Origin of the sequence: Deinococcus sp. LM3 (genome assembly GCF_002017875.1) — a bacterium.
In the GTDB taxonomy this organism is placed as follows: domain Bacteria; phylum Deinococcota; class Deinococci; order Deinococcales; family Deinococcaceae; genus Deinococcus.
In genome coordinates, this window is the sequence record NZ_MUFV01000001.1 from 1,396,781 (window position 1) to 1,417,834 (window position 21,054).

The 21,054-nt window shown below is 69.6% G+C and carries 22 protein-coding genes; 6 read left to right on the forward strand and 16 right to left on the reverse strand.

What is annotated here, in order from left to right; translation table 11 throughout:
- Positions 1 to 20 precede the first annotated feature (20 nt).
- The 8 genes from BXU09_RS06585 to BXU09_RS06620 form a co-directional block, all read right to left on the reverse strand.
- A complete protein-coding gene (locus BXU09_RS06585) occupies positions 21 to 1,460 on the reverse strand; it encodes a HAMP domain-containing sensor histidine kinase (protein WP_078301319.1) in 1,440 nt (479 codons plus the stop codon).
- Complete coding sequence (locus BXU09_RS06590; RefSeq protein ID WP_078301320.1) at positions 1,460 to 2,119, reverse strand: response regulator transcription factor; 660 nt, start codon at positions 2,117 to 2,119, stop codon at positions 1,460 to 1,462. The genes BXU09_RS06585 and BXU09_RS06590 overlap by 1 nt, the downstream gene beginning before the upstream one ends.
- A gap of 150 nt (positions 2,120 to 2,269) precedes the next feature.
- Positions 2,270 to 2,668, reverse strand: a complete 399-nt coding sequence (locus BXU09_RS06595) for a hypothetical protein (RefSeq protein WP_078301321.1) — start codon at positions 2,666 to 2,668, stop codon at positions 2,270 to 2,272.
- Between the two features lie 251 nt (positions 2,669 to 2,919).
- Positions 2,920 to 4,440, reverse strand: coding sequence for a dihydrolipoamide acetyltransferase family protein (locus tag BXU09_RS06600; RefSeq protein ID WP_078301322.1), 1,521 nt, complete (start codon positions 4,438 to 4,440; stop codon positions 2,920 to 2,922).
- Between the two features lie 16 nt (positions 4,441 to 4,456).
- Positions 4,457 to 4,690, reverse strand: coding sequence for a hypothetical protein (locus BXU09_RS06605; RefSeq protein ID WP_078301324.1), 234 nt, complete (start codon positions 4,688 to 4,690; stop codon positions 4,457 to 4,459).
- A gap of 30 nt (positions 4,691 to 4,720) precedes the next feature.
- Positions 4,721 to 5,749, reverse strand: a complete 1,029-nt coding sequence (locus BXU09_RS06610; protein ID WP_055364017.1) for an alpha-ketoacid dehydrogenase subunit beta — start codon at positions 5,747 to 5,749, stop codon at positions 4,721 to 4,723.
- Positions 5,746 to 6,870, reverse strand: coding sequence for a thiamine pyrophosphate-dependent dehydrogenase E1 component subunit alpha (locus tag BXU09_RS06615; RefSeq protein WP_078301325.1), 1,125 nt, complete (start codon positions 6,868 to 6,870; stop codon positions 5,746 to 5,748). Before BXU09_RS06615 ends, BXU09_RS06610 begins: the two co-directional genes overlap by 4 nt.
- A gap of 281 nt (positions 6,871 to 7,151) precedes the next feature.
- Entirely contained in the window at positions 7,152 to 8,753 is a 1,602-nt protein-coding gene (locus tag BXU09_RS06620; RefSeq protein WP_078301327.1) for an aminotransferase class V-fold PLP-dependent enzyme, read from the reverse strand.
- Positions 8,754 to 8,875: 122 nt separating this feature from the next.
- On the opposite strand from BXU09_RS06620, the gene mnmG reads away from it, so the two are divergent.
- The 5 genes from mnmG (at position 8,876) to BXU09_RS06645 (ending at position 13,715) form a co-directional block, all read left to right on the forward strand.
- Positions 8,876 to 10,681 carry a tRNA uridine-5-carboxymethylaminomethyl(34) synthesis enzyme MnmG gene (gene mnmG, locus BXU09_RS06625; RefSeq protein WP_078301328.1) on the forward strand — a complete coding sequence of 602 codons (1,806 nt, stop codon included), beginning with the start codon at positions 8,876 to 8,878 and terminating at the stop codon, positions 10,679 to 10,681.
- A 154-nt stretch (positions 10,682 to 10,835) separates the two neighbouring features.
- Entirely contained in the window at positions 10,836 to 11,201 is a 366-nt protein-coding gene (locus tag BXU09_RS06630; protein WP_078301330.1) for a hypothetical protein, read from the forward strand.
- 133 nt (positions 11,202 to 11,334) lie between these two features.
- Positions 11,335 to 12,069, forward strand: coding sequence for a 16S rRNA (guanine(527)-N(7))-methyltransferase RsmG (gene rsmG, locus BXU09_RS06635; RefSeq protein ID WP_078301332.1), 735 nt, complete (start codon positions 11,335 to 11,337; stop codon positions 12,067 to 12,069).
- Between the two features lie 64 nt (positions 12,070 to 12,133).
- The gene (locus tag BXU09_RS06640) at positions 12,134 to 12,883 is read left to right on the forward strand and encodes a ParA family protein (protein WP_055364015.1); all 750 of its coding nucleotides are present in this window, start codon (positions 12,134 to 12,136) and stop codon (positions 12,881 to 12,883) included.
- Positions 12,867 to 13,715 carry a ParB/RepB/Spo0J family partition protein gene (locus BXU09_RS06645; RefSeq protein WP_078301333.1) on the forward strand — a complete coding sequence of 283 codons (849 nt, stop codon included), beginning with the start codon at positions 12,867 to 12,869 and terminating at the stop codon, positions 13,713 to 13,715. Before BXU09_RS06640 ends, BXU09_RS06645 begins: the two co-directional genes overlap by 17 nt.
- Before the next feature lie 60 nt (positions 13,716 to 13,775).
- Here BXU09_RS06645 and BXU09_RS06650 read toward each other — a convergent pair whose 3' ends face one another.
- The 3 genes from BXU09_RS06650 to BXU09_RS06660 form a co-directional block, all read right to left on the reverse strand.
- Positions 13,776 to 15,200 (reverse strand): VanW family protein, encoded by a 1,425-nt coding sequence (locus tag BXU09_RS06650; protein ID WP_078301335.1) that lies wholly within the window; start codon positions 15,198 to 15,200, stop codon positions 13,776 to 13,778.
- Between the two features lie 49 nt (positions 15,201 to 15,249).
- A complete protein-coding gene (locus tag BXU09_RS06655) occupies positions 15,250 to 16,251 on the reverse strand; it encodes a YpdA family putative bacillithiol disulfide reductase (RefSeq protein ID WP_078301336.1) in 1,002 nt (333 codons plus the stop codon).
- 65 nt (positions 16,252 to 16,316) lie between these two features.
- A complete protein-coding gene (locus BXU09_RS06660) occupies positions 16,317 to 17,090 on the reverse strand; it encodes an AIM24 family protein (RefSeq protein WP_230270432.1) in 774 nt (257 codons plus the stop codon).
- A gap of 139 nt (positions 17,091 to 17,229) precedes the next feature.
- On the opposite strand from BXU09_RS06660, the gene BXU09_RS06665 reads away from it, so the two are divergent.
- A complete protein-coding gene (locus tag BXU09_RS06665; RefSeq protein WP_078301338.1) occupies positions 17,230 to 18,345 on the forward strand; it encodes a GGDEF domain-containing protein in 1,116 nt (371 codons plus the stop codon).
- Between the two features lie 10 nt (positions 18,346 to 18,355).
- On the opposite strand, the gene BXU09_RS06670 is transcribed toward BXU09_RS06665, so the two are convergent.
- The 5 genes from BXU09_RS06670 to BXU09_RS06690 are packed head-to-tail and all read right to left on the reverse strand — an operon-like array spanning position 18,356 to position 21,011.
- The gene (locus BXU09_RS06670) at positions 18,356 to 18,868 is read right to left on the reverse strand and encodes a dihydrofolate reductase (RefSeq protein ID WP_078301339.1); all 513 of its coding nucleotides are present in this window, start codon (positions 18,866 to 18,868) and stop codon (positions 18,356 to 18,358) included.
- Positions 18,852 to 19,286 (reverse strand): deaminase, encoded by a 435-nt coding sequence (locus BXU09_RS06675; protein WP_078301341.1) that lies wholly within the window; start codon positions 19,284 to 19,286, stop codon positions 18,852 to 18,854. Before BXU09_RS06675 ends, BXU09_RS06670 begins: the two co-directional genes overlap by 17 nt.
- Positions 19,283 to 19,705 carry an HIT domain-containing protein gene (locus tag BXU09_RS06680; protein ID WP_078301342.1) on the reverse strand — a complete coding sequence of 141 codons (423 nt, stop codon included), beginning with the start codon at positions 19,703 to 19,705 and terminating at the stop codon, positions 19,283 to 19,285. The genes BXU09_RS06675 and BXU09_RS06680 overlap by 4 nt, the downstream gene beginning before the upstream one ends.
- The gene (locus BXU09_RS06685) at positions 19,702 to 20,496 is read right to left on the reverse strand and encodes a thymidylate synthase (RefSeq protein WP_078301344.1); all 795 of its coding nucleotides are present in this window, start codon (positions 20,494 to 20,496) and stop codon (positions 19,702 to 19,704) included. Before BXU09_RS06685 ends, BXU09_RS06680 begins: the two co-directional genes overlap by 4 nt.
- 59 nt (positions 20,497 to 20,555) lie before the next feature.
- The gene (locus BXU09_RS06690; protein WP_078301345.1) at positions 20,556 to 21,011 is read right to left on the reverse strand and encodes a hypothetical protein; all 456 of its coding nucleotides are present in this window, start codon (positions 21,009 to 21,011) and stop codon (positions 20,556 to 20,558) included.
- Positions 21,012 to 21,054 lie beyond the last annotated feature (43 nt).

Below are 21,054 nucleotides of genomic sequence, written 5' to 3' on the forward strand. Positions count from 1 at the left end.
GGGCCGCACCTGCCCTGACTTCAGGAGCGGGCGGGCAGGGGCGGTTCGTTCAGCAGGTCGGTCTCTTCCACCTCGTCGGGTTCGTCGCTGTCGTCGCCCAGGGCCGCGCCGGGAATCGCCAGCGTGAACAGCGCGCCCCCCTCCGGGTGGTTCTCGCCGGTCAGGGTGCCCCCGTGCATCAGCGCGATCTGTCGCGACACGCTCAGGCCCAGGCCGCTGCTGCCCGCCCCGCTCACGAACGGCTGGAAGATCTGCTCTCCCAGTTCCGGCGGCAGGCCCGGCCCGCTGTCCCGCACCGTGAAGGTCAGCCACTCGGGCGTCTCGGTCAGGTTCAGGGTGACGGTGCCGTCCATTCCGGCGGCGCGGCGGGCGTTCGCCAGCAGGTTGCGCAGCGCCTGTGTCAGCCGGTCCGGGTCGCACAGGATGCCGCCCTCCCAGTCGCCCGTGAAGGTCGTGCCGGGCACCAGCCGGTCCACGCGGCCGCGCAGCGTCCGGGCCGGGATGTAATGCCACGCGAGTTTCATCTCCAGTTCCCCGCGCGCCAGCTGCATCAGGTCCTGCGTGGTGAAGGTCAGCTCATCGGCGACCAGCGAGGCCCGCTGCACTTCCGGGTCGTTCGTGCGTTCCTCGGCGCGTTGCAGGCTGGCCTTCAGGACCGTCAGCGGCGCGCCCAGTTCATGCACGATCTGCCCCAGCAGTTGCTTCTCGCGCACCTGTCCGTCCTCGATGCGGACCAGCAGGCGGTTGATGGCGGTCAGCAGGCGGTGAACCTCGTCCTCCTGCGCCGGCAGCGGCAGCGTGGCGAGACTGCGGGTCGGGTCGATGCGGTCCGCGAGGTTCGCGGCGTGTTCCAGACCGCTCAGGGCGCGGCGGCCCACCCACCAGCCGGTCAGCAGCAGCAGCAGCGGGACCACGATCAGCGCCAGCAGCAGCGCGCTCAGGGCACTCTGCCGCGCGGCGATCAGGTCCACCTCGGGCAGGCCCACCCAGATCGTCCCGAAATCCCCCACCGGGCGCTGCACGGCGCGGACACTGGTGTCCTGCACGGTCACCTGCCCCTGGGTGCCGAAGGGGAACGGCGCGTCGTTGAATTCCCGCAGGATCGGACTGGTCGCGTACACCACGCCCTGCGTGTCGATCAGCATGGTGTACGCACTGGCGCTGCCCGCCGTGCGGCCCAGGCCCTGCTGCGCCCCGGTGAACGCCTCGGCCAGCGTGTCGGCGCGTTCGTTCAGGCGGTCCGTGAACTGCTGATCCATGCGCGACAGCAGCAGCGTCACCACGCCCAGACTGGTCAGCAGGATCAGGACCAGGGCCAGCAGGCTGTACGTCAGGGCCAGCCGGAAGCGCAGCGAGTGCCGCCACGCCACCCGCGCCGACACCAGCCCCCCGCCGGGAACCAGCAGCGCGGCCCGCCGCGACCCGTCCGGGGGTGTCACGGGCCGCGCGGCCGGGGTCATCAGGCCTGCAGCACGTACCCGACGTTGCGGATCGTGCGGATTCTCAGGTCACTGCCCGCGTGCTCCAGTTTCTTGCGCAGCTGCGAGATGCGCACCTCGACCGAGTTGCTGTTCGGCGTCTCCCAGCCGTACAGGTGAGACTCGATGTCCGCGCGTGAGAACACCCGCTCGGGCGTGCGCATCATCAGTTCCAGGATGCGCGCCTCGTGCTCGGTCAGGTTGGTGTGCTTGTCGTCCACGGTCAGCAGCAGACTGCTGGTGGACAGGCTGGTGTTGCCCAGGTTCACGCCCGACCCGGCCGCCGTGCGCCGCAGCAGCGCCGTGATGCGCGCGTCGAGCTCCGGCATGGCGAACGGCTTGGTCAGGTAGTCGTCCGCGCCGGCGTTCAGGCCCGCCACGCGCTCCTGCACGCCGCTGCGCGCCGAGAGCACCAGTACCGGCGTGCTGGAGTACTGCCGCAGCGCCTGCACGAGGTCCAGGCCGTCACCGTCCGGCAGGTTCAGGTCCAGCAGGATCAGCTGGGCGGTGTGCGTTCCCAGCCACGCCTGCGCGTCTTTGAGGGTGCCAGCGTGATGCACCTGATACTCACCGGACAGGTACTCCTTGAGCAGCGGCCCGAGGTGCGGATCGTCTTCGACAACAAGAATCTGGGCCAGCATGACTTTCTCCTTGTGGGGCGGTCAGGGGACCGCGGGGAAACGTGGAAAGGGGCGTGGCCCGATCCTAGCGCGCCGCCTGCGTCTCTGGACTTGAGACTGTCTGACGAATCCCGCTCCGATGCACCTTGCTGCGGGCCGCAGCGGGGCGGGTTACTTCTTGTTCGCGGGCGTGGCTTTCAGGCCGGGCAGGGTCACGGGGCTACCGGGCGCCTGCAGGCTCACCGTGAGCTTGAAGGCCGTCAGGAAGCGTGTGATCGTCTGCGGGCCGCTGTCGGCCTGCAGGTCCAGCTGGCCGCCACGCAACACGCCGCTGTAGCGGCTTTTCAGGCCCGGAAAGGTGTTCCTGGCGCGTTCCTCGTCGCTGGGCGCGAACAGCACCACGACCGGCCCGTTGTAATCCCCGACCAGCCGCACCTTCAGTTGCCCGCCGCTGCTCTCGCCGTCGCCCAGTTTGGTCTGCAGTTCACTGTCCCACACGCTGATTTTCAGGGCGTGGGCGGGCGTGGACAGCAGCAGGGCGGACAGCAGCAGGGCAGGGAACTTGGGCATGATGGTCGGGGGGTCTCCAGTGTCGGGGCAGGCCACTCGGGGCCAGTGAGGAAGCGGGACATCAGGCCAGTCGGCGCTTGACCTGACCTGTGATTGCCCAGCCTACCGCCTGGACCTGACGCCCCGCTGAAATCCCGGCCGCAATTGCCCACCGGACCTGAAGGGAAGGTCCGCGCCTGACCGCCACAGGCAGAGGAGAGGCCGGACATCGCAGTCCCGGCCTCTCCTCTGTCGGTCGTTTCCGGCCGTCTTTACAGGGCTTCGAGCATCAGGCGGTCCGGGTTTTCCAGCAGGCGGATCACTTCCCGGCAGAAGCGCGCGGCCTCGGCGCCGTCCACGAGGCGGTGATCGAACGACAGACTCAGGTACATCATGTGCGCCACGACGATGTTGTCGTACTCGTCCACGATGGGGCGCTTCACGATGGAATGCACGCCCAGGATCGCGGCGTCCGGCACGTTGATGATCGGGAACGAGAACAGCGCCCCGATGGACCCGATGTTCGTGACGCTGAAGGTGCTGCCCGCCAGTTCGTCCGCCTGGAGTTTCCCGGCCTGCGCGCGCCCGGCGATGTCCGTGACCTCGCGCGCCAGTTCGAACAGGCTCTTGTGGTTCACGTCCCGGATGACCGGCACGGTCAGGCCCGCGTCCGTGGCGACCGCCATGCCGATGTTGTAGTAGCGCTTCTGCACGATCTCCTGCGTGGCCTCGTCGAAGGAGGTGTTCAGGCTCGGGTACTTGCGCAGCGCCGCCGCGACCGCCCGGAAGATGAACGGCAGGTACGACAGTTTCACGCCGGCGGCCGCCGCATCGTCCTTCACGCGGGCGCGGAACTCCACGAGCTTGGTCAGGTTTACCTCGTCCACCGTCAGGGTGCGTACGGTGTACAGGTGACTGGCCTGCATCTGGTTACTGATGGCGCGGCGCATGCCCCGCAGCGGCACGCGGTCTTCCAGATGCTCGTACCCCTTCGGCGTGCGGTACTGCACGGGCGCGACCGGCATGCCACCGGCCCCCTTCGCGGCGGGCGCTGTCGGTGCAGGGGTGGAGGCTGCTGGCGCTGCGGTGGGTGCGCTGCCGGCCGGAGCGGGGATTGCGGGGGCGCTGGCCGCCGCCGCTGCGCCCTGGTGGTGCGAGAGGACGTCTCCGACGCGGATGCGGCCGTTGGGGCCACTGCCACGCACGTCGGTCAGGGGCACGTTCAGTTCGCGGGCCAGTTGCCGGGCGGCGGGCACGGCCAGCACCCGGCCGTCCGCGCGGGCGGGCTGGGCGGCGGTCTGGGCGGCCGCCTGCGGAGCGGAGGCGCCGCGCACGCCGAGGCCCTGCACCTGCACCTGCTCGTCCGAGGCGAAGGCCTTGAACAGGCTGCTGGCGTCGTCGTCGGCCTTGCCGGCCAGGTGGCCGGCCTCCACGATGCTGCCGCCCCGGTCCTCGGGCGCGCCCGCGATCTGCTCGCGTTCCTCCTGCGCCTGAATGGAGGGCGCCTGAGTCTCAGTTGCCTGGGGCGCTGGGGCGGAGGCTTCGGGGGCGGCCCCGCCGGTCTCGTCGATCAGGGCGATGGCGGCGTGAACGGCGACCACGTCGCCCTCGCCGGCCAGTCGCCGGTGCAGGACGCCCGCGACGGGGCTGGGGAGTTCCACCGTGACCTTGTCGGTCATGACCTCGCACAGCGGCTGTTCCAGCACGATGGTGTCGCCCTCGGACACCAGCCACTTGAGGATTTCACCCTCGACGACACTTTCAGCGAGTTCGGGCAGCAGGACTTCTTTCATGGGGAACCTCGGGGGCTCAGCGCAGCACGAACGTGCGCAGCAGGCCGTAGATGATGAGCAGGAGGGCCAGTCCCTGAATCCAGCGTTCCCCGCGCGCGTACACCCAGGCGCTGACGCCCAGCAGGGCGAACATGCCGCCGATCGCGGCGCTCTGCCACGGTTCGGCCAGTCGGCCCGCCAGGGCGTACAGCGCGAAACCGATCACCAGGCCGATGGAGCCCAGCAGGGGACGAAGCAGGTCGGGTTTCATGGAGTTCAGGGTAAGGCGTTCAGGGGACGGTCAGTAGTTCAGCGCGCGGACGCAGGCGGCCACGATGCGGTTGGGGCCGGGCAGGTACACCTTGTCCTGCACGTACGGGTACGGCGTGTCGAAGCCCGCCACCTGTCCGACCGGGGCGGTCAGGGAGTCGAAAACCTGCTCCTGGATGACGTACGCGACCTCGCCCATGAAGTTGCTGATGCGCGGGGCCTCGCTGACCAGCACGGCGCGGCCGGTCTTCTCGACGCTGCTCAGCACGCGGTCCTTGTCCCACGGCACCAGCGAGCGCAGGTCGATGACCTCCACGCTGACCCCCTCGGCGGCCAGGGCGTCGGCGGCCCTCTCGAGGTCCGGCATGACGCCCCCGTACCCGATCAGGGACAGGTCCGTGCCCTCGCGGCGCACGGCGGCCTCGCCGAACCGCACGACGTAATCGTGGGCGGGCACCTCGCCCTTGGCGGCGCGGTACAGGCGTTTGGGTTCGAAGAAGATCACGGGGTCCTCGCCGCGCACGGCGCTGCGCAGCAGGCCCTTGGCGTCGTAGGGGGTGCTGGGCATCACGACCTTCAGGCCCGGCGTGTGCGTGTAGTAACTCTCGGGGCTCTGGCTGTGGTGGTGCCCGCCCTTCACACCGCCGCCCGACGGCGTGCGGATGACCATGGGGGCCGTGAACTGCCCGCCCGACCGGTAGCGGATCTTGGCGGCCTGCGAGATGATCTGGTCGAAGCCGGGCCCCATGTAGTCCGCGAACTGAATTTCCGCGATGGGCCGCAGGCCGCGCACGGCCATGCCCACGGCGGCGCCCACGATGCTGGCCTCGCTCAGGGGCGTATCGAACACGCGGCGCGGCCCGAAGCGTTCCTGAAGGCCGGCGGTCGCCATGAACACGCCGCCGCGCGCGCCGACGTCCTCACCGAACAGCACGACGCGGCTGTCGCGTTCCATCTCCTCGGCGATGGTCTCGGTCACGGCCTGGATCAGGTTGATGGTGCGCGTGCCGGTTTCGGCGTCGGTCCCCTGGGTGGGGGTGCGTTCCTGCGTGGCGGTCATGCCCGTCCTCCCTGACCGGTCTGCCCGGTCTGCTCGGCGCGCAGGAAGGCTTCCTGGTCGCGCAGGTGGCCCGGCAGGTCGGCGTACACGTCCTCGAACATGATCCGCCAGTCGGGTTGGCCGGTCGCCTCGGCCTTCAGGACCTGCTCGTCGACCTCGCGGTGCGTCTGGGCGATCAGGTCGGCGCGTTCCTCGGCGCTGACCGGGTGGCCCAGATGCTCCAGCAGCTTCTCGATGCGGGTGATCGGGTCGCGGCCCAGCCACTCCTCGACCTCCTCGCGGGTGCGGTAGTGCTTCTCGGCGTCCGCGTCGGCGTTGCTGTGAGAGCCCACGCGGTAGGTCAGGCACTCGACGAGCGCGGGACCGTGCCCGGCGCGGATCTGGTCGGCCACGTACCCGCAGACCTCCATGACGGCCACGATGTCGTTGCCGTCCACGTAGTAGCCGGGCATCCCGTAGGCTTTGGCCTTGATGTGGATGGTCTCGCTGGCCGTCTGCTCGCGGATGGAGGTGCTGATCGCCCACTGGTTGTTCTCGCAGACGAACATCGCGGGGGCCTTGGCGGCGCCGGCCATGTTCAGTCCGGCGTGCCAGTCGCCCTCGCTGGTCGCGCCGTCCCCGAAGGTGCAGACCGTGAGTTCATCCACGCCCAGGTACTTCTGCGCCATGGCGTTCCCGGCGGCGGGCGGCACCTGCGAGGCGATGGAGGAACTGATGCTCACGAAGTTCTGCGCCTGCGCCGCGAAGTGGTGCGGCATCTGCCGCCCGCGCGAGGAGTCGCTGTTCGTGCCGAGGCACTGGCTGAGCAACTCGGCCATCGGGACGCCCATGGCGAGGCCCAGCGTGTGGTCGCGGTAGTAGGGCCAGACCCAGTCGTGCCCGACGCGGATCGAGCGGGCCAGGCCCACCTGGGTGGCTTCCATGCCGCTGGACTGCGCGTAGAAGGTGGTGCGCCCCTGGCGGAGCAGCGTGATGAGTTTGCGGTCGAATTCACGGGCGCGCAGCATCAGGGCGTGCAGCTCGCGCAGCAGGTCGGGCGTGAACCGTTCGGGCAGCGGCTGGACCGGCGTGCCGTCCTCCGCCACGAAGCGGATGGGTTCAGGGGTGAAGGGTTGAATCATGGGCTGGGGCCTCCTGACAGGGGGCCGAAGGCGCGGCGCGGTGGCCGGCTCCTCCCCTGATCGATCTGTCTAGCAAACGCTCGTTAGGCATTTTAGACGGTTTGACCCCCGCGCGGGAAACCTACCCGGCCCCCGGCGGCCCCGAGGCCCTGCCCGGCACCCTCCAGCCGCCCCCCGGAACGCCGGAAGACTGCCCTTTGTCCGGTCAGACCGGACGGAAAGGCGAGCAGGTCAGCCGTTGTATCCCGGCTGACCTGCTTCCCTGTCCGGCGTTCAGGCCATCAGTGCGCGAAGAACACCAGTCCCTCGGGCACCCCTGCCGGAACGGGTCTCCCCTCCCCTGCCGGGGCCAGTGCCTGTGCCAGCGCCCGCGCCTCGTGCAGGTAGGCCGCGAACGGCACCGGGCCCGCCTGCCGTTTCGGGCGGGCGTCCCCGAACAGGCTCATGGGTGCGCGGTCCGCCGGGTGCGTCCAGGCCCCACTGGCCCAGTCGAAGTCGTACAGCGCCACGAAACGCTCGCCGTACTCGGCCACGAACTCCATGGCGTCCAGCAGGAACTCCACCTCCTCGTCGGGCGCCCACGGCGCGAGGTTCAGGCGGGTCCAGCCGGGCTTCACGCCGTCCAGGTGGTTCACGGCGCACTGCATGAACTGCTCGCTGCGCCGGTCGTCGATCTCCAGCAGCGCGTGCCCGTACGGCCCGGCGCAGGCGCAACCGCCGCGCGCCTGAATGCCGAACAGGTCGTTCAGCAGCCGCACGACCAGCCGGGGATGCAGCTGCGTGCCCGCAGACGTGAAGGTCAGGAACGACAGGAACGCCAGCCGGGGCGCATCCAGGTTCCCCAGCAGTTTCAGACGGGGGTTCCCGCGCAGGCGGCTCAGGGCGCGGCCGTACAGTTCGTGCTCACGGGCGGTCAGGGCGTCGGTACCCAACTGCTCCTTAACCCGGAAGGCCAGCGCGGCGCGCAGCTTGCCCAGAATGGCGGGCGTCCCGGCGTCCTCGCGGGCCTCGATGTCCTCCACGTACAGCTGCGCCGTGCGGTTCACGAAACGGACCGTGCCGCCGCCCGGCGTGCTGGGCACGCTCAGGTGGTACAGCTCCTGCCGGAAGCACAGCAGGCCCGGCGTGCCCGGCCCGCCCGCGAACTTGTGCGGACTGAGGAACACCGCGTCGTACCCGTCGGGGCGGCCGGGTTTCATGTCGATCTTCACGTACGGCCCACTGGCCGCGAAATCGAAGAACGCGAACGCCCCGTGCGCGTGCAGCAGGCGCGCCACCGACCGGGTATCGGTCAGCAGGCCCGTCACGTTGCTGGCCGCGCTGAACGACCCGATCCGGGGCCGCCCGGCGTAGCGGGGGTCTTTCAGCGCCCTGAGCAGCGCGCCGAGGTCCAAGTTGCCGCGCTCGCACAGCGGAATCTCGACGACCTCGGCCAGCGTCTCGCGCCAGCTGATCTCGTTGCTGTGATGCTCATACGGCCCGACGAACACCACCGGCCGCTGCGAGTCCGGCAGGGCGTCCAGCACGGTCTGCCGGTGCGGCCCGCCCACGACCAGCCCCAGGATGTCCTGCATGCGGCGCACGGCGGCCGTGCTGCCGGACCCGCAGAACACCAGTTTGCAGGTGCTGTCCGCGCCCAGCTGCTCCTTGATGTACCCGGCCGCCTGATGCGTCAGGTGCGTCAGGTGCGCGCCCGTGGCGCTGTCCTCGGTGTGGGTGTTCGCGTACAGCGGCAGCGCCAGCGTTTCCAGGCGCCGCTCGACCGAGTGCAGCGCCCGGCCCGACGCGACGTAATCGGCGTACGTCACGCGCCGCTCGCCGAAGGGCGTGTCGATCAGGACGTCGGTACCGATCAGGTCAGCGCGCAGCGCAGCAAAATCCATGCCTCATCTTAAGGGGCCTTCACGGCGCTCATGGTGGCCGCACACCCCCGACGGGCCGGGCCGCGTTCGGGAATGCGGGTCACCCTGCGCCTGCACAGCGCCCGGTACACTGACCAGTTGAGATGAGTGGCTGGAATGTGATCGTAATCGGTGGTGGACACGCGGGCCTGGAAGCGGCGTGGGCCGCCGCGAAGTTCTCCCGCGTGGCCCTGCTGATCGGCAACCCCGCCACGGTGGGCCGCATGCCCTGCAACCCGGCGGTGGGCGGCCCCGGCAAGAGCCAGCTGGTGTTCGAGTTACAGGCCATGGGCGGCCTGATGGGCCGACTGGCCGACGAGACCGCCATTCACACCCGCGTGCTGAATGCCAGCAAGGGCCCGGCCGTCCAGTCCCTGCGCGTGCAGAACGAGCGGGATGCCTACGCCGAGCGGGCGCAGGACGTGATCTTCGGACATCCGAACATCGACATCCTGCGCGGCGAGGCCGCCGACCTGGAAAGCGACGGGCGGGGCGGCTGGCTGGTCGTCACCACCGACGGGCGCCGACTGGCGGCGCGCAGCGTGGTCGTGGCGGCCGGGACCTTCATGCGCGGCGTCACCTGGTACGGGCGGCAGTCCCGCGTCGAGGGCCGTCAGGGCGAGCCGCCCTCGCGCTTCCTGTCTGCGCCGCTGGCCCGCGCCGGGCACGTCCTGAAACGCTTCAAGACCGGCACGCCGCCCCGCGTGCGTGCCGACGCCGTGAACTTCGCCGAGCTGCTGGAGATCCCGGCCGACCCCAATCCGCGCGGCTTCACTGGTACGCCCGGCCCGCGCGCCGCCGAGTCTCCCACCTGGCAGACGCACACCACCCCGGAAACGCACCGCCTGATTCACGAGAACATCCACGAGTCGCCCATGTACGCCGGGGATATCGAGGGCCTGGGGCCGCGCTACTGCCCCAGTATCGAGGACAAGGTCGTGCGCTTCGCCCATCACGACCGGCACCTGCTGTTCGTGGAGCCGGACGGCGTGCAGACCAGCGAGGTGTACCTGCAGGGCTTCAGCTCCTCGCTGCCGCCGCACCTTCAGGACGCACTGGTGCGCACGCTGCCCGGATTCGAGCAGGCCGTGATCCAGCGCTACGCCTACGCCGTCGAGTACGACGTGGTGGATTCCCTGGAACTGACCCTGAACCTGGAATCGAAGCTGATGCCGGGCCTGTTCACGGCCGGCCAGATCAACGGCACCAGCGGGTACGAGGAGGCGGCCGCGCAGGGATTGATCGCCGGCACGGCCGCTGCCCGCCGCGCCGGGGGAGAGGCTGAACAGTTCATCGGGCGTGAGACCGGGTACATCGGGGTGCTGCTGGACGAACTGGTGTTCAAGGGGAGCAACGAGCCGTACCGCATGATGACAAGTCGCGTCGAGCACCGCCTGCTGGTGCGTCAGGACAACGCCGACGAGCGCATGACGCCCATCGGGCACGCGCTGGGACTGGTGGACGCCGCCGAGGTCGCGCGGGTCGAGGCGAAGTACGCCCGCGTGCAGGCCGGAATCGACGCGCTGGCCGCCCAGCGGGCACAGGGGCAGACCGGGGACGCGTGGCTGCGCCGCCCGGAGTTCACACTGCCGGACGTGGAGGCGCTGGGCGTGACCCTGCCGGAACTCTCGGCCGCCGAGCGTGAGGCGGTCGAGATCCGCGTGAAGTACGCCGGATACATCCGCCGCGCCGAGATTCAGCTGCGGGCCGAGGACCGCTCGCGTGACCTGAGCCTGGGCGGCGTGGATTTTGCGGCCATCGGCTCGCTGTCCAACGAGGCCCGCGAGAAGCTGGTGCGCCTGCAACCGCAGACGGTGGAGCAGGCCAGCCGCATCTCGGGTGTGCGCCACGCTGACATCAGCGCGCTGCTGGTTCACCTGAAGGGACGGAGCGTTTCACGGGAAACCTGACAGTGAAACAAGGCAGGGCGGGGCGCATTGAAGGGTGCGCCCCGCCCTCCATGCTCCGGCTTGACGCCCCGGATGTTTCACGGGAAACTTGACGGTGAAACAGGGGCACCCTGCTGAAAACAGGTCTGCCCGGCCGGAGGTCGCCATCACAGACATGCATTCCACCCACCCGCCCACACCGCCCACACCGCCCGCACCGCTGAATGACTTTCATCAGGGCCTGCTGCTGGGCATCCTGATCGGCGAGGGTTCGTTCGGCGGCGACGGCAAGCAGCCGCAGATCACGCTGCGCATGCACACCCGCCACCAGCGTCTGTTCGAGCGCCTGCTGGAACTGGTGCCGGGCTCGAAACTGTACGGGCCGTATGACCACGGCGGCAGACGGTATTTTCAGTGGATGGCACGCGGGCAGGTGCTGCGCGACACGCTGCTGCCCATGCTGGACGCCCTGCCGCTGGAGGACACCGATGAATACGTATACGAGAGGTACCAGGAAATGAAACTCAGGTACAAACTGTGAAGCGAGCCCCGTCTGTTACGGCCATCCCGCAGAACTGCGCTGCGGGACGGTCTCCACGCCCGGCGCCCGCTCTTTCCCTGCTCGCATCCGCTCGGGTGGAACAGGCGAACACGCCTGTCCCACCGGAGGCCAGATGACCCCCGAAGGCGAGGCGCTGCTGCGCCAGGGTGCCGCCGAACTGGGCCTGAACGTGGACGCCCAGATTCCGGCCTTCGCCGCGCTGCTGGAACTGCTGGTCGAGGCGAACACCCGCGTGAACCTGACCGCCCTGAAGACCGAACCGGACATCGTCCTGAAGCACTTCGTGGATTCCCTCAGCTGCCTGCGCGGCGGGCATCTGGACGGGGCCGGGCGCGTCATCGACCTGGGGACGGGTGCGGGCTTCCCGGCGTTGCCACTGGCGATCATGGCGCCGGGCACAACCTTCACGCCGCTGGACTCGATCCGCAAGAAGATCGACTTCGTGCGCGCCGCCGCCGCCTCGCTGGACCTGCCCAACGTCACCCCACAGGTGGGCCGCGCCGAGACGCTGGGCCGTGACCCCGACCACCGCGAAGGCTACGACCGCGTGGTGTGCCGCGCCGTGGCCGCCCTGCCCATCCTGGCCGAACTGGGCCTGCCACTGCTGAAGCCCGGCGGGCGACTGGTCGCGCAGAAAGGACCGATCAGCGAGGCCGAGTTACAGGCTGGCCGGCAGGCCGCCGCCGAGGTGGGTGGCCGCGTGACTGTCGTGGACGCCTTCACGCTGCCCGTGCTGGGCGACGCCCGCACCCTGATCGTGATCGAGAAGACCGGCCCCACGCCCGAGAAGTACCCCAGGCGTGAAGGTGTGCCCAACCAGCAACCGCTATTCTGGTCGGCACGGTGACACGAATGCGACTTCCAGGTAACTCTACCCACGCGGGCACCCGCGCCCCCATCCAGGCGGGCGCATGAAGGTTCTCGGCGTGGTCAACCAGAAGGGCGGGGTCGGCAAGACCACCACCGCCGTGAACCTCGCCGCGTACCTCGCCGCCGGGGGCAAGAGGGTGCTGCTGCTCGACATGGACCCGCAGGGCAACGCCACCAGCGGCCTGGGCCTGCGCGGCGCCACCCAGGGTCTGTACGAGGCGCTGGGCGAACCGGCCCGCGTGGACGAATTCACGCTGGACACCGCCCAGGCCGGCCTGCGGGTGCTGCCCGCCACGCCGGATCTGGCCGGCGCGGGCGTGGAACTCGCCGAGGACCCGGACGCCCTGGCCCGCCTGCTGGCCAGCGTGAGCGGCTACGACGTGGTCCTGATCGACGCGCCGCCCAGCCTGGGGCCGCTGACCGTGAACGTGCTGGCCGCCTCGGACGCGCTGCTGATCCCCCTGCAGGCCGAGTACTACGCGCTCGAGGGACTGGCCGGCATGATGGAGACCGTCGAGCGCGTGCAGGGCGGCCTGAACCCGCGCCTGAAGGTGCTGGGCGTCGTGCTGACCATGTTCGACGGCCGCACCAACCTCTCGCAGGAAGTCGAGAGCATGGTCCGGCAGCATTTCGGGGAACTGGTGTTCTGGTCGGTCGTGCCGCGCAACGTGCGCCTGTCTGAGGCGCCCAGTTACGCCAAACCCATCAACGCCTTCGCGCCGCTGTCCGCCGGGGCCGCCGCGTACAAACGCCTGAGCGAGGAGGTGATGCAACGTGTCGAGAAAATCTAGCCTGGGCCGTGGCCTGGACGCGCTGCTGGCCCGCCCCGCCGAACCGCAACCCGACCCGGGCGGCCCGCAGGTGCAGACCCTGAAGATCACCCAGATCGTGCAGGCCGCCTACCAGCCCCGGCAGGTGTTCGCGCCCGAGGCGCTGGCGGAACTCGCGCAGAGCATCCGGGACAAGGGCGTGCTGCAACCCCTGCTGGTCCGCCCGCGCGCCGAGCACTTCGAGATCGTCGCCGGGGAACGCCGCTGGCGCGCCAGTCAGCTGGCCGGACTGACCGAGGTTCCCGTCATCATCCGCGACCTCGGGGACCGCGAGGCGCTGGAAATCGCCATCGTCGAGAATCTGCAACGCGAGGACCTGGGCCCGCTGGAAGAGGCCCGCGCGTACCAGACCCTGATGGAACAGGGCCTGAACCAGGAAGGCGTGGCGCAGGCAGTCGGCAAGAGCCGCAGCGCCGTGTCGAACGCACTGCGCCTGCTGAGCCTGCCCGACGCTGCGCTGCGCGCCCTGGACGCCGGGCAGATCAGCGCCGGGCACGCCCGCGCGATCCTCTCGCAACCCGATACCGACCGCGCCTGGGCGCTCGAGCAGATCACGACCCGCAACCTGAGCGTCCGGGACGCCGAGGCCCTGAAACGCGAACGCCGTGCCGACGCGCCCGTCAAGGTGAACCCGCCGCGCGCCTACCGGCAGCTGGAACTGGACCTGAGCCGCCGCACCGGGACCCGCGTGCGCATCACGGGCGAGGACCGGGGCCGTGTGGAACTGAATTACGCCTCCCGCGAGGAACTCGACCGCCTGCTGAACCTGCTCGGATACGCCGCCGAGGAATAGGCGGGGGGATGAACGGGAAAGGGGCCGCGTCATGCTTGCGCGGCCCCTTCTCGCTGCGGGTCAGCGACCCACGAGGAAGATGTTCGGCCAGGGACGGTACGTGCTTTTCAGGGTGTCCTGCCTGAACACCCTGCCGCCGCGCACGAAGGACCGCGTGACCTCGATCACGGCGCCCGGCGCGGCCCAGTCCACCTGACGGCGCTGCCCGGCCGGGACGCCGGCATCCGGAATCAGGCGGTCGGGCGGCGGGGGCGTGGTGCTCAGGGTCTTCGGCACGCCGATCTGCACCGTGAAGTCACGCGCCTTCCCGAATACGTGAACAGTCAGGCGTGACTCCTGGTCGTTCCAGTCGGTCTGGAACCACAGCGCGCCGCCCGTGTCGTTCGCGAAGCGCAGATCCAGGCTGGGCTGGTAGATGCTGGCGTCCAGACCCTGCGGATCGTAGTACCGCACCTGATACGAGTGGTTACGGCGTTCCAGGATGGGCAGGCCCGCGCCGTACAGCGCGCGGAAGACCGTGGTGCTCACCTGACAGATGCCCCCGCCCACGCCGTCGGCGGTGCGTTCCCCCGAGATGACCAGCCCGGTCACGAAGCCCGCGCGGGTGGTGATCGGCCCGACCATCTGGTTGAACGAGACGGTCTTGCCTTCCACCAGCCGGTCCTGGAAGGGCCGCGACCCGACGTGAATGTTCGTCACGCGCGCCGGGCTGCTGCCGTAGTAGTTCGTCTCGCCGGTGCCCAGGTGCGCGGTGACGCCGCGCGACGAGAAGAAGCTCAGGGTGCGCTTCGGTGCGGTCTGCGTGCCCAGCACCACGCTCACCTTCACGCCGCGCGGGTCTTTCAGCGCGGCCAGCAGATTCGCGCGGGTGCGGTCCATGTTCACGGACAGACCGTTGCGCTGCACGACCGCCCAGCCGTTCCACAGTTCCTCGAAGCGGGCGTCCTGCGGGGTGGTGGGCAGTTCCCGCACGAAGCGTTGCAGGTCGGCTTCCAGGCTCTCGGTGATCACGCCGCGCTGCCGCAGCAGGTCCACGCGCTTGCCCGGAATGGTCAGGGTCCGCGTGAACGGCACCGTGGTCTTCTTGCCGTTCACCAGCGCCGGCCACTGCGCTTCCACATTGATCAGCAGCGGGGCCGTGATCTTCGCGGGGGCAGGGGTCGTGACGACCGGTGTGGGAACCGGCGGGGCCGGCACCGGGGTGGGGGAGGGGGCTGGCACCGGCGACGGAGCCGGGTCGGCGGGCGGGGTCACGGGAGCCGGCGGGGTGGGCTCCGGGGTAACAGGTGCCGGGGTAATGGGTGCCGGCGTAATGGGCGCCGGAGTGATGGGCGCGGGCGGCGCGGGCACCGGACCGGGAGGCAGGGCCGGAATGCCCGGTACGCTCTGCGCAGGTGGGGCCGGGTCGGTCGCCGTCTGGGCCACACTTCCGGTGCCGCCCAGCAGGAGTGCGCTCAGAAGCCAGGTGCGGCGGGACAGGGTCATGCCCGGCAGTATTTCACGGGCCACGCGCCCTGCCATGAGCGCCCCCTCTTCAGCCGGGCTGAAGGTCCCGCTGACCGGCCAGCTGCCGCTCGACCTCGGCGATGGCGGCCACGGCGTGGTGACGGCCGTTCTCGATGAACACCTGATTGGTCTTCCCGGCAAAGCCCGCGCTGCCCACCACGAACAGGCCCGGCACGCTGCTCTGGTAGTGCTCGTCGAGCACCAGGCACTCGTCCGGCTGCGCCGCGAGATTCAGGTCCGCCAGGAACGACAGGTCCGGCCGGTAGCCGGTCAGCGCGAACGTGAAGTGCGTGGGCAGGTCGCGCACGCCGCCGTCCTCGCCGCGCACCTTCACGTGATCCCCGGCGATCTGCACGACCTGCGAGTTGAAGTGCGCGGCGATGCTGCCCTCGCGGATGCGGTTTTCCAGGTCCGGGCGCACCCAGTACTTGATGGTGCTTTTCAATTCCGGGGCGCGCACGACCATGGTCACGTTCGCGCCGCCGCGCCACAGGTCCAGCGCGGCGTCGGCGGCGCTGTTGCCCGCGCCGATCACCGTGACGTTCAGGCCCATGAACGGGTGCGCCTCGGTGTAGTAGTGGCTGACGTTCTCGCCGTCCTCACCGGGAATGCCCAGCGGCAGCGGGTTGTCGTAGTACCCGGTGGCGACCACCACGCGCCGCGCCTCGACCACGCCGGGCGTACCGTCGCGTTTCTCGACGGCCAGCGTGAAGCCCGCCGGGGCGGCGTGCACGCGCGTGACCTCGGTGTACTGCTCGACGTTCAGTTCTTCCCGCTGCGTGACCAGCCGGTAGTACATCAGCGCGTCGCGGCGGTCGGGTTTGTCGTGCCCGGTCACCATCGGGTGATTCCCGATCTCCAGTTCCGGCGCGGTCGTGAAGAACGTCATGTACGTGGGGTACTCGAAGATGGCGTTCACGACGCAGCCCTTCTCCAGCACCACGTAACTCAGGCCTGCACGTTTGCAGGCAATGGCGGCGGCCAGACCCACCGGACCCGCCCCGACAATGGCAACATCAACCAGACTCATGCCCGGCATTGTGCCAGCCCCGGCGGGCACGGACTGCGGGACAGGCACGGTGGGGGGCCCGCCGATCAGGTCAGGGCCGTACTGGCGATCGACGCGTTGCGGTGCGTGGGCGTCAGGAACACCGTGCCTTTCCCGCTGATCACGAACACCAGCCCCTCGCCGCTGCGCATGGCGTTGCGGACGCCGCGCACCAGGGGGCGCAGTTCCACCCGCAGGGACGCCGAGTACATCAGGATCATGTCGCCGTCCACGATCACCGAGTCGCTCCCGTTCAGTTCGATGACCTCGACCTCCGAGACGGGCACCGGGGACTCGACCACGAAGATGCCCCGCCCGGTCAGCTTGGGCTGCCGCAGGCCGTTCCCGGACAGCGCGCCCGACACCGTGTTGTGCGTGTGCACGCCCAGCTGCATGGTGTCCTGCGCGAGGTAGAAGGCCCGGTCATCCAGAATCATGTCGTCCCCGGCGTCCCCGGTGGACTCCGCGATGATGAAGTGCCGCCGCGTGGGTTCCGTCCAGACCCGGCCCTGCCCGGTAAAGCGCGTGGCGAAGGCACTCTCGCCCGTTCCGGCCGTCGCCATGGCGCGGCGCAGGAACCCGCCCTGCTGCTGCTGTTCCACCGCCGCCTGCACCTGCCCCACCGAGTACTGGAACGCGCCCGGCTCGATCAGCACGCCGCTGCCGTGCAACTCGGCCTCGACCGTGAAACGGCCGTCCATCTCGCGGGACTCGTTCAGACCGTCACTGCCGTGCGAGAACCGCGTGACGTGCGTCAGCGCGTGAATGCGTAACGTCAACCCGTTGCCCTTCTGCTCCTGCACCAGCTGCATGTGACCCATACCGGGCAGTGTAGAGCCTGCCGTCCGGTGACCGGGCGGCGACTGGTGGCAGTAACTGGTGGCAGTGACTGGGCGGGCACGTACTGCCCCGCGTGGGGGCAAGACGCGCCGCCCCGCACCCCGTAAGCTGAGAAGCACCATGAGCGGCCCCCCCGAGCAGCGGCCCACCCTGCCCACCCCGGACGGGACCCTGCTGCCGCCCGAGGAACTGCGCCGCCGCGTGTACCTGCTGGCCCTCGCCGCCGGACTGATCGTCCTGACCATCGTGTTCGCGGTCGGGAACTTTCAGGGCCGCACCGACGTGTATACCGGTGTCCTCGTGCCGGCGCTGACCATCATGGTGCTGTTCAGCACCGGCTGGCTGCTGGCCCGGCGATCCGTCCCGTTCATAGAGCGGGCCGTGTTCATCTGCATGAACGTCGCGCACCTCGCGCAGATCCTCGAGCAGACACTCGGCCCGGACCCGAACACCCTGGCCAGCAACGACGCGCCGTACTGGATGCTCGTCACGGTCTGCATGGTCGCGCACCTGATCTCCCGCCCCCGCATCGCCGGGCTGTACAGCGCCGCCGCGTACCTGCTCAGCTGCGCCCTGCCGCTCGGCGGGCTGCTGCTGACCGCGCAGCCGGTATCGGCCGAGCTGGTCCGCGTGCAACTGACCGCCGGCATCACCCTGGTGTTCGTGCACGCCCTCTCCTGGTACCGGGGGCAGTTCGAGGCGCAGCGCGCCCGCCTGCACCTCGCGCAGCAACTCGCGCACACCGACCAGCTGACCGGGCTGCCCAACCGGCGCGGCCTGTACCCGGCCGTGGAAACCCTGCTGACCCCCGGCGAGGGCGGCGCGGTCCTGCTGCTGGACCTCGATCACTTCAAACGCGTGAACGACCAGTACGGCCACCAGGCTGGCGACACCGTGCTGATCGGGGCCGCCACCCTGACCAGCGACCTCCTGCCGTCCCCCGCCGTCGTGGGCCGCTGGGGAGGCGAGGAATTCATGGCCGTCCTGCCCGGCACGGACCTGCTGACCGCGCAGGTGCAGGCCGCCCGCCTGTGCCGCGCCTTCGCTGCGCACCACTGGCCCGGCGTGGGCCGCGTGACCGTCAGCATCGGCGTGAGCGTCGCCTGCCACGCCCCGAACCGTCCGCCCGACACGCTCCCCACCCTGATCGCCCGCGCCGACCAGGCCCTGTACCGCGCCAAGGCCGCCGGCCGGAACAGCTGGAAAGCCGACACCGACCCGCACCAACCAGACTGAACCCCGGTTCCTACGCGCGCCGCAACGTCCGGAACGTCAGGTCGAAGGGGTTCGCGTCGTCCGCCGCACGCGTTCGCTCCTGCGTCACCACCCACCCGTCTCCCAGGTCCGGCATGAAGGTATCGCCGTCCAGCCGCGCGTGAATCAGCGTGAGTTCCACGCGGGTCAGCTGCGGCAGGAACAGCGCATACACCTCCGCCCCACCGATGATCGCCACCTCCGGCACGTTCCCGGACAGCGCCAGCGCCTCCTGCGGGGAGTGCGCCACCCGCGCGCCCGGCGCGCTGAACGCCGCATTTCGGGTCAGGACGATGTTCTCCCGCCCCGGCAGCGGCCGCCCGCCCAGCGAATCCCACACCTTCCGGCCCATCACGTTCGGCTTCCCGCGACTGAGCGAGCGGAAGTGCGCCAGATCCGCCGGCAGGTGCCACGGCATCCCCCCATCCCGCCCGATCACGCCGTTCTCGGTCACGGCCACAATGCCGACCAGTTCCGGCCCCACCTGCTCAGGCACCGGGGACATGCATCACCTCGATCCCCGCATCCCGCAGGATCTGCTCTCCGCTCGGCAGGCCCGACTCCACACGGTTCGTCTCCCGGTACGCCGACTCGAAGATCACGCGCCCCACCCGACGCGAATTCACGATCAGCCGCGCACACGCCGCGCACGGCTCATGCGTCACGTACAGCGTGTGCCCCTCCCCGTTCCAGTTCGCGGCCAGCAGCGCGTTCACCTCCGCGTGAATGAACCCACTGTGCCCCTGCGACAGGCTCTCGCGCTCGTTCGGCTCACCCGCCGCGCGCCCGTTGTACCCCACGCCCACCACCCGGTGATGCCGGTCCAGAATGCACGCCCCCACCCGCACCTTGCTGTCCGCACTCCGCGACGCCCACAGCCGCGCCGTCGCCAGCCCCAGCTCGTCGAACGACGGGCGGGTCATGCCGACTCCAGAACGCGGCGCAGTCCGGCGGCCACCTCGTCCAGTTCAGCGCGGGTGGGGGACAGGGCGTCCACAGCGACACTCACGCCGTCCTTCGCATGCCGGGGGAAGACGTGCAGGTGCGCGTGAAACACGTCCTGCCCAGCTGCCGCGCCGTTCGCCATCCAGAGGTTGAAGCCCTCACCCCTCACCTCGCTGCTCTGGATGGCCCGCGCGACCTCCTGCGCCAGTGCGGTCATGGCGGCGGCCTCCTCGGGGGTCAGGTCAGTGAAAGTCACCGCGTGCCGCCGGGGCACGACCAGCGTGTGCCCACGCGTGAACGCCCCGATATCCAGAAACGCGACGGCCAGTTCGTTGCCCGCAACCATGCTGGCAGGCGCGTCCCCAGCCACGATCCGGCAGAAGATGCAGCCGCTCATACAGCCACCGGAGCCTTGATGCCGGGGTACGGGTCGTAGCCTTCCAGGCGGAAGTCCTCGTACCCGAACTCGAAGATGTCCCTGACCTCGCCCCTCAGGTGCATGACGGGCAGTGAACGCGGCTCCCGCGCCAGTTGCCGTTCCACCTGCTCCATGTGGTTGCTGTACAGGTGGACGTCCCCGCCGGTCCAGATGAACTCGCCGGGTTCCAGGCCGCAGACCTGCGCGACCATCAGGGTCAGCAGCGCGTAGGACGCGATGTTGAACGGCACGCCCAAAAACAGATCCGCGCTGCGCTGATAAAGCTGGCAGCTGAGGCGCCCGTCCGCCACGTAGAACTGGAACATCGCGTGGCAGGGCGGCAGGGCCATGTCGCCAATCTGCGCGACGTTCCAGGCGTTCACGATCAGGCGGCGGCTGTCCGGGGTGCGTTTGATCTGCTCGATGACCTGCGCGATCTGGTCGATGCTGCCACCGTCCGGGGTGGGCCAGCTGCGCCACTGGGCGCTGTACACGGGGCCCAGGTCGCCGTTCTCGTCGGCCCACTCGTCCCAGATGCTCACGCCGCGCTCCTGAAGCCACTTCACGTTCGTGTCGCCGCGCAGGAACCACAGCAGTTCGTAGATCACGCTTTTCAGGTGCACCCGCTTGGTGGTGACGAGCGGGAAGCCGTCACGCAGGTCGAAACGCATCTGCGCGCCGAACACCGAGCGCGTGCCGGTGCCGGTCCGGTCGGTTTTCACGGTGCCGTGCTCCAGCACATGCCGCATCAGATCGAGATACTGCTTCATCGACAGCAGTGTAGAGCGGCACTCCGGTTCAAAAGGAGTGCCACTGCCAGCTGTCCGGTTTATTTCTTCTGGAGGACGTCGACGGCGTAGTAGCAGGGGTCGTTGTCGCAGGCGGCCATGACGACTTCGACGGTGTAGTCGGCGGTCTTGGTGACCTTCACGCTGACGGCGGGAACGTCGTCTTCTTCCTCGTCGGTGGCGATCAGGTTGCCCTTGGCGTCGTAGACGTTGATGTCGAGGTCGGTGCAGTCCTCGTCGCAGACGCCGTAGATCAGGTACTCGCGGCCGCTGGTCAGGGTGTACACGAGTTCGGTGTCGGTGTCGCCCTCGTCGAGGAAGTTGATGTCGAGCATGTCGGCATTGACGGTCTTGTAGCCCTTGCCGAGGTAGAAGGTGGTGCTTGTCTTCAGCTGGGTCTGGATGGCTTTCCTGGCGGCGGTGTCGGTCTGCGCGTGGGCGGTGGGCGTGAGCGGCAGGGTGAGGAGCAGGGTGCTGAGGATGATGCGGGTGTTCATGGGAACCTCCTGGGTGCGTGAGGGGAAGGTGCGGGCGGACTGA